A 12098-nucleotide genomic window follows, 5' to 3' on the forward strand; every position below is an offset into this window, starting at 1 on the left:
TCCGGTGAAGCGCGCCTTCGACTTCGTGATGGCGGCCGGGGCGCTGGTGGTCCTCTCGCCGGTCATGCTGGCCGCCGCGGTCGCCGTGAAGGCGACGTCGAAGGGCCCGGCGATCTACTGGTCCGACCGGGTGGGCCGCGAAAACCGCCTGTTCAAAATGCCCAAATTCCGCTCGATGCGGATCGAGACCCCGGCCGTCGCCACCCATCTGCTGACCGACACCACCGTCTGGCTGACGCCGATCGGCGGCTTCCTGCGCAAGAGCAGCCTGGACGAACTGCCCCAGCTGTGGAGCATCCTGATCGGCGACATGTCGATCGTCGGGCCGCGCCCGGCCCTGTTCAACCAGGACGACCTGATCGCCCTGCGCACCGAGGCCGGAGTCCACACCCTGCGCCCCGGCCTGACCGGCTGGGCCCAGGTCAACGGCCGCGACGAACTGCCCATCCCCGACAAGGTCAGGCTGGACGTCGAATACCTTCAGAACCGCACCTTCGGCATGGACCTGAAGACCATCTGGATGACCATCGGCAAGGTCCTCCGCGCCCGGGACATTTCGCACTAGGCGGAGACGTCAGGCCCGCTTGATCGAGACCACGTCGGCGCCCGGCCGGTCGCCGTCCGGCATGACCGTCCGCACGCTGGCCAGCACCTCGAAGATCAGCGACCGGGTGGCGAGATTGTCGCCGGCGCGGGCGACCCGCTCCAGCTTCTGCACCGTCTGCTCGGTCATCCGCGCGCCCTGGATGCGGTCGGTGACGCACATCAGGCTCTGGCCGCACATCTCGGCGACCTCGCTGGAATCGACCAGTTCCTCGAACAGCTTCTCGCCGGGGCGAAGGCCGGTGACCTCGATCTCGACGTCCTTGCCGGGGACCTTGCCGTAGAGGCCGATCAGCTGGCGGGCCAGGTCGAGGATCTTCACCGGCTTGCCCATGTCCAGCACGAACACGCCCAGCGGACCGTCCGGCTGCTCCGCCGAATGGGCCGTGGCGTGCAGCACCAGCTGCACCGCCTCGGGAATGGTCATGAAGTAGCGCTCGATGTCCGGGTGGGTCAGCGTCACCGGCCCGCCCCGCTCGATCTGTGCACGGAAGGTCGGAACCACCGAACCGGCCGAACCCAGCACATTGCCGAAGCGCACGACGCTGAAGCGCGTATGACCGCCGTCGCCCGTCTGCTGCGCGCGCACCACCGCCTCGGCCAGACGCTTGGTCGCGCCCATGACGTTCGGCGGATCGACGGCCTTGTCGGTCGAGATGAAGACCATGTGCTTCACGCCCGCCGCATTGGCCGCCTCGGCCACGTTCCAGGTGCCGACGACATTGGTCAGCACGCTTTCGCACGGGTGCTTTTCCATCATCGGCACGTGCTTCAGGGCGGCGGCGTGGAAGACCACGTCCGGACGCTCGCCCCCGAAGGCCTCGTACAGCAGCGCCTTGTTGCGGACGTCGTACAGATATTCGCGGCGCGACAGGGTCGGCCAGCGGGTCTCGATCTCCTGGTCGATCTTGAACAGACCGAATTCCGAGTTGTCGATCAGCACCAGATGGCCGCAGCCGAGACTGGCAACCTGACGGCAGATTTCAGAGCCGATCGAGCCGCCGGCGCCTGTCACCAGCACCCGCTTGCCCGCGACCAGGGCGCGCAGCGGACCGTCGGCCAGACGCACCGGCGGGCGCGCCAGAAGCTCCTCCAGCTCGAACCGGCGCATCACCGGCTCGTCGGTGCCGCCGCCCACCTCGACCAGGCTCGGCACGCGCAGCAGGTGCACGCCGCGGGTGCGCAGCTGGCCCAGCCGCTCGACGCCGAAATCGGCCGGGGCCAGGGAATCGTCCAGGAAGACGATGGCGGCCTCAATGTCGTGGTCGGTCAGGTCGTCGAGGATGTCGGCGGCCGCCTTCACGCCCGACAGCACCTTCACGCCGCGCAGCTCGCGCATGGCCGCGCCGGCGGTGTCGGTAACGATCCCGGCGGGACGGTATTTCTCGCCGCTGCGGGCCAGTTCGCGCAGGAAGGTTTCGACCCGGTCCATACCGCCGACGATGATCAGCGGCATGCTGTCGTCACGCGCGCCGACGAACGGCGCTATGGCGCGCAGCGCCTCCTTGTCGTGGACGATGCGGCGCAGCAGCACCAGCGCCAGGGTCATGCCGATGTCCAGCACCGGCACGATCAGCAGGGTCGAACGCGGCAGCGAGGCGCCGCGCTCGAGGAAGAAGTTGAAGGCCAGGAAGATGCCCGCCGACAGCACCGAGGTGCGCACGATCGGACCCACGTCGACGATCGAGACATAGCGCCACAGCGCCCGGTCGGTGCGGAAGAACAGGTCCAGGCCGAAGCCCAGCACGGCGAAGGCGACGGCGTGCGGCCAGGCGGCCTCGGTGGAGTTCAGCAGGGCGCTGAAGGTGACCGCGTGGCCCGAAGCGACCAGATATCCTCCGATCACCGCCGCCATGCGAATGCCCGCACGGGCGGCGACCTTCAGGGTCCGGACGAAAAACGCGCTCGCGATACTCAATTCAGACCTGCCCGATCAGGGTTGTCCCTCCGAGAATGCCGCCAGAGTATTAGCGACATGCCCTAAAGCGAGTGACGAAGCCTGATCGCCCTTTCAAGTTTGCCCACCGACCGTCCCGGGCACGTCGCAGCTTCACCGCGAAATGACCCGAATGCGGCCAATGGGCCGAAGCCGAAAAAGTTCCGGCGCGAAACCGCGTGACCCGGAATGTGTCGCCCCTATGCCACGCAGTTGACGTATGGTGAAGCTAGGAACCCGTTCATCCGCCGCGACTTCCTGTCCCTGGGCGGCTTGCTCGACGGCCGCATTCCCGCTGCATCGGCACTGACACCGGGGGACAGAAAAACGGGCGAAGACGTTTTCGCCGCAACGCTCTAGAAGTGGTCCCCGATCGGGGCGTCCGCGGGGAAACGATGAAGGTCTATCCGGTGATCATGTGCGGCGGCGCGGGTTCGCGTCTGTGGCCCGCCTCGCGTCCCGGACGTCCCAAGCAGTTCCTGCCCCTGACCGGCGCGCGCTCCCTGTTCCAGGAGACGGTGCTGCGGGTCGCCCCGCTGGCCGGAGAGGGCGACGTCGTCGTCGTCGCCGGCCTGGGCCACGCCGACGCCATCGCGTCGGAACTCGCCGCCATCGGCGTCGACGCCACCATCCTGCTGGAGCCCGAGGCCCGGGACTCCGGTCCCGCCATGGCCGCCGCCGCCGCCTTCATCCAGCGCCGCGATCCCGACGGCGTCGCCGCCATCATCGCCTCGGACCATCACATTCCCGACGCGGACGCCTTCCGCGCCGCGGTCCGCACCGCCGCGGAAGAGGCCGCCCGCGGCCGCATCGTCACCCTCGGCGTCACCCCCACCTGGCCCTCGTCGGCCTACGGCTACATCTGTCCCGAGAGCCCGGGCCTGTCGCCGGTGAAGCGCTTCGTCGAAAAGCCCGACGCCGCCACCGCCGCCCGCTACCTCGACGACGGCTTCCTGTGGAACAGCGGCAATTTCATCGTCTCGGCCGCCGCCCTGCTGGACGAGCTGGCCCGCCACGCCCCCGGCATCGCCGAAGCCGCCCGCGCCGCCCTGCCCGCCGACCTGAGCGGTGGGCTGGTGCGCCTGACCGACGCCTTCCGCTCGGCCCCGCGCATCTCCATCGACTATGCGGTGATGGAGAAGAGCGACCGCACCTCGGTCCTGCCGGTCGATTTCGAATGGTCAGACGTCGGCGCCTGGGACTCGGTGCTGGCCACCGGCGCGGGCCACATGGGTCTGCACATCGGCGTCGACAGCATCAACACCCTGGTCCGCGCCGCCGACGGCATGGTCGTGGCCACCCTGGGCGTCTCCAACATCGCCGTCATCGCCGAGTCCGACGCCGTGCTGGTCTGCGACCTGTCGCGGGCCCAGGACGTCAAGGTCATCGTCGACCGGGTCAAGGCCGAGGCCCCGCGCCACGCCGACGTCCCGGCCGCCTCGGAGATCGCCCCGTTCCAGCGCTTCGGCGACTGGATGCGCACCGCCGCCCTGCCGCTGTGGGCGACCCTGGGAACCCACGCCGACGGCGCCTTCGTCGAGACCCTGACGCTGGAGGGCCGGGCCGCCGAGACCCGCCGCCGCGCCCGGGTCCAGTCGCGCCAGATCTACGTCTTCGCCCGCGCCGGCGCCCAGGGCTGGGCCGGGCCGTGGCGCGAACGGGTCGAGCGCGGGCTGAACCGCTTCCTCGACGGCTATGTCCGGGCCGACGGCGCGGTGCGCAACGCCCTGAATACCGACGGTTCGGTGCTGGATGACGCCGCCCTGCTGTACGAACAGGCCTTCGCCCTGCTGGCCCTGTCCGCCGTCCACGCCGCCGGCATCGAGACCGCGCGCTGCGAGGCCCAGGCCGCGGTCATGCTGGAGCGCCTGCTGGCCGAACGCCTGCCCAACGGCGGCTGGCGCGAGGGTGGTGACCATCCCTTCCAGGCCAACGCCAACATGCATCTGTTCGAGGCCGCCCAGGCCTGGGCCGCGCGCGGCGTCGATCCGCGCTGGGACGATATCGCCGACGCCGTCGCCGAACTGGCCATGACCCGCTTCATCGATGCGGACGGCGGCTTCCTGCGCGAGTTCTTCGACGCCGACTGGCGTCCCGCCCCGGGCGAGGATGGCCGTCTGGTCGAGCCCGGCCACCAGTTCGAATGGAGCTGGCTGCTGTCCCGCCACGCCCTGGCGCGTGGTGACGATCGCATCATGGCGGCGGCGAAGCGGCTCTATGTTCACGGCCTGCGCGGGGTCGATCCGCGCCGCGGCGTCGCCGTGGACGAGCTGGACGACAGCCTGTCGATCCGCAGCGGCCGCGCCCGCCTGTGGCCCCAGACCGAGTGGCTGCGCGCGGCCCTGGCCATGGCCGACCTGGCCGAGGGCTCCGAGCGCGAACAGCGGCTGGCCGAGGCGCGCAAGGCGGCGACGGCGCTGGCCCTGTATCTGCAGCCGAACGGGACGTGGCGCGACAAGCTGGAGGCCTCGGGCGCGTTCGTCGACGAACCGGCCCCGGCAAGTTCGCTGTATCATATCGTCGGGGCCTTCGATCAGGTCTGCCGGGCGGCGTCGGACGGCCTGGTTCCAGCCGCGCCGACGGGATTGAACTAAATTCGGTCCACTGCGTTTGAGGCGAGCCGCGGGGGCGGTCCTGTCATCCCCTGTCCAGGTAAGACCGCCTCTCCCCAGGGGCGTTTTCGTGATGCGAGACTGACTTGATCGATCTGCACTGCCACATGCTTCCGGGCATCGACGACGGGGCTCCTGATCTGGAGACCTCGCTGGCGATGGCGCGCATGGCCGTTGCCGACGGGATCACCGTCACCGCCTGCACGCCCCACATGATGCCCGGCTATTACGAGAACACGTCCGAGGGCGTGCGCGCCGCGGTCGTCGCCCTGCAGGCCGAACTCGACAAGGCCGACATCCCACTGCGTCTGGTGACCGGCGCCGACGTCCATCTGGTGCCCGGCCTGGCCTCGGGCCTGCGCGAAGGGACCAAGCTGACCCTCGCCGACACCCGCTATTTCCTGTTCGAGCCGCCGCACAACACCGCCCCGCCGCGCATGGCCGACGCCGTGTTCGACTGCATGGCGGCCGGCTTCCACCCGCTGATCACCCATCCCGAGCGCCTGCGCTGGATCGAGGATCACTACGACTTGATGGTCCAGCTGGCCCAGGCCGGCGCCTGGATGCAGATCACCGCCGGCTCGGTCACCGGCCGCTTCGGCAAACGCACCCAGTACTGGGCCGAGCGCATGGTCGACGAGGGCATCGTCCACATCCTGGCCACCGACGCCCACAACCTGCGCAGCCGTTCCCCGATCCTGTCGGAGGCCGTCGAAGCGGTTTCGAAACGACTCGGCGACCAGGCTGCGAAGGACATGGTGTTGACCCGACCCCTCGCCGTGCTCGAAAATGTTACGCCTGCTTCGGTCATACCCGCGGTCGGCTCCCCTCGTCCGGTCAACCGACCGGGCTTTTTCAAGCGGCTGTTCAAGGCCGCATGATCTGCAAGGTACCGTCACCCATGATGCGCACCCTTCCGCTGGTACTGATCGCAACGCCCGCCCTTCTTCTCGCGGGCTGCGGCGGCGGTCGGAACATGGACATCACGCAGGTCACCGCCGCTCGCCCGGTCGACATGCAGACGACGCAGGTCTCGACCGCCCGCCCGGCCGAGTACCGCATCGGCGTCAGCGACAAGCTCAGCGTCCGCGTCTTCCAGGTGCCGGACCTGTCGTTCGATGAACTGACCGTCGACACCTCGGGCAATATCCAGATGCCGCTGATCGGCGCGGTCCAGGCCTCGGGCATGACCTCGGGCGAACTGTCGGTGCAGATCGCCGAGAAGCTCAGCGCCCAGTACCTGCGCAATCCGCAGGTGACCGTCACGGTCACCGAGGCCGCCAGCCAGAAGATCACCGTCGACGGCGCCGTCATCAAGCCGGGCGTCTACGAGATGCGCGGCACGACCTCGCTGCTCCAGGCCGTCGCCATGGCCGAGGGTCCGACCAATGTCGCCGACCTGACCACGGTCGCCGTCTTCCGCACCATCGACGGCCAGCGCTCGGTCGCCCTGTTCGATCTCGCCGCCATCCGTCAGGGCCGCGCCAGCGACCCCACCGTGCTCGGCGACGACGTCATCGTGGTCGACATCTCCAAGCTGAACCGCGCGTTCCGCGAAGTCATCGGCGCCCTGCCGGCCTTCGCCATGTTCGCCGCCTTCTAGAGCCATGCCCATCCGGGCGCGCACCCTCGCCGCCGTCGTGGTCCTGGGCCTCGCGCCCGGGCTCGCCTGCTGCGGCCACCCGGCGCCGAAGGCGGGCGTGGTCGAGGCCGGGCCTGAAGCGCGCCTCGACGCCCTGAACGCCCTCGACATCCGCGTCGCCAACGTCTCCTGGCGTCTCGCCGTCGCCAACGCCGAGCTCTGCCCGGTCGTGCGCACCCGCGCCGGCTGGACGCTGCAGTCCGCCAGCCAGTACGGCGCCGAGCTGCGCCCCCTGGCCGTGGCCCGCTACGGGCTGGACGGCGACCTGCCGGGCGTCCTCGCCGCCCCTCCGGGCAGCCCCGCCGACCAGGCCGGCCTGTCCCGCGGCGACCTGATCCTGGCGGTCGACGGCCGTCCGCTCGAACGCGGACAGGACGGAGCCGAGTCCTACGAGGGCCTGCAGGCCAACATCGCCGTCCTCGACGCCGCCGCCGCCCGCGGCCGGGTCGAGCTCAAGGTCCGCCGCGACGGCGTCGAGCGCGTGGTCACGATCCGCCCGCAGGCGGCCTGCGCCTATCCGACCGAGGTCGAGGTCACCGGCGCCCTGCGCAGCCGCGCCGACGGCCGCTACATCTTCATTTCCGACGGCATGGCCGGCCTCGCGGCCGACGACGACCAGCTGGCCTTCATCCTCGGCCACGAACTGGCCCACGCCGTGCTCGAGCACCGCACCCAGCCCGACGTCACCGGTGTCCGCGGGGCCTCGAACTGGGCGATCTCGATGACCAAGGGGCTGTCGATCCGCTCCGAGGCCGACGCCGATCGCATGGGCCTGTTCCTCGTCGCCCGCGCCGGCTTCGATCCGTACAAGGCGGTCGAATTCCTGACCCGCTACGAACAGGCCGACGGCCGCGCCAGCTATGCCCAGATCAACGCCGGCGGCGTCTATGAGAACGCCTCGGGCCGCCGCCGCGCGCTGCAGCCGGTGCTGGCCAATATCGCCGACCTGAAGGCCGCGGACCGGGCGCTTATTCCCTGAGGCCCAACCTCCGGCGCAACCGACCGCCGGTCAGCGCCAGCCAGCCCAGCGCGAAACCGGTCATGTCGGCGACCACGTCGAACACGTCCGCATCCCGTCCGATCGTCGGCAAGCCCTGGATCAACTCGATCGCCACCCCCGCCGCCAGCATGATCGCGGCCATCCGCAGCGCGGACGTCCGCGGCCAGCCGCAACCAGCCAGGATCGTCAGCGTGAGAAAGGCCGCGGCGTGGTTCAGCTTGTCCCACTGACCGCCCATGTCGACGTCGGGCGTCGGGCGGAACGCCAGCCATGCGACGATGATCGCGCATATCATCGTTCCGGCGCGGAACGTCTTCGCCCACGATGAGTTGGGCATCGGGGACGTGCGCTCTCTTCCGGTCATGGGGGCGTAGGGGTTCCGTTGGAGGGTTCCGACATGGCGACACGCATCACCGACACGCGCGATCGCTTCCGTTCGTCGCATCGGGGCATCGAGCCTGCTCCATACGCCGGACGAGGCGCCGGACTCTACAGCGAAGTAAGCTGGGCGCCGGTTGCGCCGCGCGGCGAGCGCGCCGACCGTTCTCTCTCGGATGACGATCAAATGGGGCCGCGCAGCTGACGCGACTCTCGACGCTTGACCGCCCTCTCCACCCTCGCAACAACCTCAGGGCGCTTCGCGCGATCCCGAATTCGTGTGCGTGGAGTCAGGCTTTGCGGTATCAGCGAATGGCTAGTTTTCGATGGGCGGCTTCGGCCGCGACGGTTTGAGCGGAAAGCATGATGCTGGGCGACAATCACTTCGCTGACGAACGCAATCCGCGGCCGGGCCGCGCGCCTGGCGGCTTCGGCGAGGCGGCATTCGACAACGTCCACCCCGAAACCGGGGCCTGGAGCGACGAGGTCGAGGACGCCCCCGCGTTCGACCTGGCGTCCTACTGGCGTCTGGCGCTCAAGCACCGCGTCCTGATCCTGGGTTGCTTCCTGGCCGCCCTGGCCATCGGCGCCGCCCTGACCCTGCTGATGACGCCGATCTATACGGCGCAGGCGACCCTGCAGATCGACCGCGAGGCCTCCCGCGTGTTCGACGCCGAGGACGTCACGCCGCGTGAATCCATGTCGCAGGGCGAAGAGTTCTTCCAGACCCAGTACGGCCTGCTGCGCAGCCGCTCGCTCGCCGAGCGCGTGGTCGAAAGCCTCGGCCTCGCCAGCTCCGACCAGGCCCTGGCCAACCTCGGCGTCGAGCCGCCGGCCCGCGTCGGGTCCGCCGCCGCCCAGGCCGAGCGCCGCCGCAACGCCGCCCTCGCCGCCGTCCAGGCCAATCTGAGCGTCACCCCGGTGCGCGGTTCGCGCCTCGTCGCCGTCGGCTACGACAACCCGGACCCGGTGGTCGCCGCCCGCGTCGCCAACGGCTTCGCCGAGAACTTCATCCAGGCCAACCTCGACCGGAAATTCCAGTCGTCGGCCTATGCCCGCGAGTTCCTCGAAGAGCGCATCGCCCAGACCAAGGGCCGCCTCGAGGAGGCCGAGCGCCAGCTCGTCGCCTACGCCGCGAACCAGCAGATCATCAACGTCGGCGAGCCCAGCGAAGGCGGAGCCGACAGCTCGGGCAGCTCGCAGTCGCTGGCCTCGAACAACCTCGTCGCCCTGAACGCCTCGCTGGCCGAGGCCCGTGCGGCCCGCGTCGCCGCCGAGGAGCGTTGGCGCTCGGCCCGCTCGTCGCAGATCATGACCCTGCCGGAAGTCCTGCAGAACCCCTCGATCCAGCGCCTCGGCGAACAACGCGCCCAGCTGGAAGCCGAGTATCAGCAGAAGTCGAGCGTCTATCAGGCCGACTATCCGGAGATGGTCCGCCTGCGCGGCCAGATCACCGAGATCGACGGCCAGATCCAGGCCCTGGCGTCCAACATCCGCGCCTCGATCCAGAGCCAGTATGTCGTCGCCGCCAACCAGGAGCGTTCGCTGCTGGGCCAGGTCAACGCGCTCAAGGGCGACGTCCTCGACCTGCGCGACCGCTCGATCCAGTACAACATCCTGCAGCGCGAGCTGGACACCACCCGCACGCTCTATGAAGCGCTGCTGCAGCGCTACAAGGAGGTCGGCGTCACCGGCAACGTGACCGCCAACAACATCTCCATCGTCGACACCGCGCGTCCGCCGGAGTCGCCGTCCAAGCCGAACATGCTGATCAACCTCGCGCTGGCCGCCATCTTCGGCCTCGGCCTCGGCATCGTCGCCGCCCTGGTGCTGGAAGCGCTGGACGAGACCATCGCCACCCCGGACGACGTCGAGAAGAAGCTCGGCGTCCCGGTCCTCGGCGTCGTGCCGCTGCTGGACAAGGGTCAGACCACGGCCGCGGCCCTGGCCGACATCCGATCCGGATTCTCCGAAGCCTATTATTCGCTCCGAACGGCCTTGCAGTTCTCCACGCCCGACGGCGCGCCGGCCAGCATGCTGGTCTCCTCCGCCCGCCCGGCCGAGGGCAAGTCGACGACCGCCTACGCCGTGGCGCTCAACCTCGCCCGCGTCGGCAAGCGCGTGCTGCTGATCGACGGCGACCTGCGTAATCCGTCGATGCACCGCGTGGTCGGCGTCGACAACGAACGCGGCATGAGCAACCTGCTCTCGGGCTCGTCGGATCTGGCCACGGTCGTCCAGCGCACCCGCCAGGACAATCTGTTCTTCATCCCCTGCGGCCCGCTGCCGCCGAACCCGGCCGAACTGTGGGGCAGCGATCGTCTGCGTCACTTCCTCGCCGAGGCGCGCAAGGACTTCGACCACGTCATCGTGGATGGTCCGCCGGTTCTGGGCTTCGCGGATTCGCCCCTGCTGGCGGCCACCGTCGGCGGCGTCCTGTTCGTGCTCGAGGCCCGCGGCACCCGTCGCGGCCAGGCCCGCGGCGCCCTGCGTCGTCTGAAGGTGGGCCGCGCCCGCCTGCTCGGCGCGGTGCTGACCAAGTTCAACGCCAAGACCACCTCGTACGGCGGCTACGACTACGCCTACGACTACAACTACGGCGCTGAGGGCGGCGAGAAGAAGGGCGTCAAGAAGGGCAAGAAGGCTTGAGGGACCAGGCGGACCCTTCCGCACTTCCGGCGCAACAGCGGGGCCTCCTCGCGGGCGTCGCGCCCTATGCCCTGATTGTCGGCGGCATCCTGCTGGCCTGGCAGGTCGCCATCCAGCCGATCATGCAGCGCGCGCCGCCTGCGATCGCCGTGCGCGTCGCTCCAGGCTCGCCCTCGGTCCTGCGCCGCGCCGCCGAGGGGGAGCTGGCGGAGAACCGCAACGACAACGCCGCCTCCCTGGCGCGCGAGGCCCTGGCCCGCTCGCCGTTCGACGTCCGCGCCCTGCGCGTGGTCGGCCTGACCGAGGCCCGCGCCGGGCGTGAGGCCCAGGCCGACGACATCCTGACTCTCGCCGGCAACTGGAGCCTGCGCGACGACCCGGCCCACGCCTGGCTGGTCGAGTATCGCCTGCGCCGCGGCGACTACGCCTCGTCCTTCGCCCACGCCGACACCCTGGTGCGGCGTCGCGACGACATCCGGCCGCGCGTCTTCACCCTGTTCACCGCCGCGGCGACCCATGACCCGCAGCGGGCCATGCCGGAAGTCGCGCGCCTGCTGGCGGCCAAGCCGCCGTGGCGTCAGGCCTATCTGGAAAGCCTGTACGCCAGCACCGAGGGGCTCCAGCTGGCCGCCAACCTGGCGCTGATGCTGCAGAAGAGCCGCGCCCCGCTGAGCAATGACGAACTGCACCAGCTCTACATCCAGCTGCTCGAGAAGGGGCAGCTGGACGCCGTCCGCACCGTACGCGCCCGCCTGAACCGTCCCGTGGTGTCCAACGTCACCAACGGCGGCTTCGGCGATACCGAGGCTCCGCAGCCCTTCCAGTGGCGCCTGGCCCAGGACGCCGGCGTGGTCGCCGAGATCGTCTCCGACGACATTCGCCCGGCCGACCCCGCCCTGCGCGTCGACTACGACGGCTATTCGTCGTCCCGCATCGCCGAACAGCTGATGTTCCTGCCCCCGGGCCGGTACCGCCTTACCGCCGAGTCCCGCGCCGAGGCGGGCGATCCGGCCTCGCGCCTGGCCATGACGGTCACCTGCGCGCCCGGCGATCTGAAGGTCCTGTCCACGCCGGCGGCCGCCGCCGGGGCCACGGTCTGGACCCCGTTCGCCGCGAGCTTCACCATACCCTCAGGTTGCCCGGCCCAATGGCTCAGACTCGAGACCCGGGCGGGCGACAAACGCGAGCAAACCGCCTTGTGGCTTGACCGGGTGGCCATCACAGCCATCGATTAGAAGCTTTGCTGTAGGCCACATGCGTGGCGCATTTGCACCACTT

Annotated in this window: 10 protein-coding genes; 8 read left to right on the forward strand and 2 right to left on the reverse strand. The window is 69.9% G+C overall.

The genetic code is table 11. The features are described from left to right. Positions 1 to 4: 4 nt before the first annotated feature. On the forward strand, positions 5 to 565 hold the full coding sequence (locus tag GGR12_RS14970; RefSeq protein ID WP_183205342.1) for a sugar transferase: 561 nt from the start codon (positions 5 to 7) through the stop codon (positions 563 to 565). Positions 566 to 574: 9 nt separating this feature from the next. Here the strand turns inward: GGR12_RS14970 and GGR12_RS14975 are convergent, their stop codons facing one another. Further along, entirely contained in the window at positions 575 to 2521 is a 1947-nt protein-coding gene (locus GGR12_RS14975) for a polysaccharide biosynthesis protein (RefSeq protein ID WP_183205344.1), read from the reverse strand. A 413-nt stretch (positions 2522 to 2934) separates the two neighbouring features. On the opposite strand from GGR12_RS14975, the gene GGR12_RS14980 reads away from it, so the two are divergent. The 4 genes from GGR12_RS14980 (at position 2935) to GGR12_RS14995 (ending at position 7772) form a co-directional block, all read left to right on the forward strand. Continuing rightward, entirely contained in the window at positions 2935 to 5133 is a 2199-nt protein-coding gene (locus GGR12_RS14980; RefSeq protein ID WP_183205345.1) for an AGE family epimerase/isomerase, read from the forward strand. A gap of 104 nt (positions 5134 to 5237) precedes the next feature. Beyond that, positions 5238 to 6032 (forward strand): tyrosine-protein phosphatase, encoded by a 795-nt coding sequence (locus GGR12_RS14985; RefSeq protein WP_183205347.1) that lies wholly within the window; start codon positions 5238 to 5240, stop codon positions 6030 to 6032. 95 nt (positions 6033 to 6127) lie between these two features. Next, a complete protein-coding gene (locus tag GGR12_RS14990) occupies positions 6128 to 6754 on the forward strand; it encodes a polysaccharide biosynthesis/export family protein (RefSeq protein ID WP_183205349.1) in 627 nt (208 codons plus the stop codon). 4 nt (positions 6755 to 6758) lie between these two features. Beyond that, positions 6759 to 7772 (forward strand): M48 family metallopeptidase, encoded by a 1014-nt coding sequence (locus GGR12_RS14995; protein ID WP_183205352.1) that lies wholly within the window; start codon positions 6759 to 6761, stop codon positions 7770 to 7772. On the opposite strand, the gene GGR12_RS15000 is transcribed toward GGR12_RS14995, so the two are convergent. Further along, positions 7762 to 8130 carry a VanZ family protein gene (locus tag GGR12_RS15000; RefSeq protein ID WP_183205354.1) on the reverse strand — a complete coding sequence of 123 codons (369 nt, stop codon included), beginning with the start codon at positions 8128 to 8130 and terminating at the stop codon, positions 7762 to 7764. The two genes, GGR12_RS14995 and GGR12_RS15000, sit on opposite strands and share 11 nt — an antisense overlap. A 60-nt stretch (positions 8131 to 8190) precedes the next feature. On the opposite strand from GGR12_RS15000, the gene GGR12_RS15005 reads away from it, so the two are divergent. From GGR12_RS15005 to GGR12_RS15015, 3 genes are all read left to right on the forward strand, one after another. Further along, the gene (locus GGR12_RS15005; RefSeq protein ID WP_183205356.1) at positions 8191 to 8376 is read left to right on the forward strand and encodes a hypothetical protein; all 186 of its coding nucleotides are present in this window, start codon (positions 8191 to 8193) and stop codon (positions 8374 to 8376) included. 161 nt (positions 8377 to 8537) lie between these two features. Further along, entirely contained in the window at positions 8538 to 10820 is a 2283-nt protein-coding gene (locus tag GGR12_RS15010) for a GumC family protein (protein ID WP_183205358.1), read from the forward strand. Then, positions 10817 to 12055, forward strand: a complete 1239-nt coding sequence (locus GGR12_RS15015) for a tetratricopeptide repeat protein (protein ID WP_183205359.1) — start codon at positions 10817 to 10819, stop codon at positions 12053 to 12055. Before GGR12_RS15010 ends, GGR12_RS15015 begins: the two co-directional genes overlap by 4 nt. Positions 12056 to 12098 lie beyond the last annotated feature (43 nt).

Origin of the sequence: Brevundimonas lenta (genome assembly GCF_014196335.1) — a bacterium.
Classification (GTDB): Bacteria; Pseudomonadota; Alphaproteobacteria; order Caulobacterales; family Caulobacteraceae; genus Brevundimonas; species Brevundimonas lenta.

Bases quoted from the DNA above. Each gene is read 5' to 3' on its own strand.
- GGR12_RS14980 (WP_183205345.1), top strand. From the start codon at position 2,935: ATGAAGGTCTATCCGGTGATCATGTGCGGCGGCGCGGGTTCGCGTCTG.
- GGR12_RS14990 (WP_183205349.1), top strand. From the start codon at position 6,128: ATGGACATCACGCAGGTCACCGCCGCTCGCCCGGTCGACATGCAGACG.
- GGR12_RS14995 (WP_183205352.1), top strand. From the start codon at position 6,759: ATGCCCATCCGGGCGCGCACCCTCGCCGCCGTCGTGGTCCTGGGCCTC.
- GGR12_RS15000 (WP_183205354.1), bottom strand. From the start codon at position 8,130: ATGCCCAACTCATCGTGGGCGAAGACGTTCCGCGCCGGAACGATGATA.
- GGR12_RS15005 (WP_183205356.1), top strand. From the start codon at position 8,191: ATGGCGACACGCATCACCGACACGCGCGATCGCTTCCGTTCGTCGCAT.
- GGR12_RS15010 (WP_183205358.1), top strand. From the start codon at position 8,538: ATGCTGGGCGACAATCACTTCGCTGACGAACGCAATCCGCGGCCGGGC.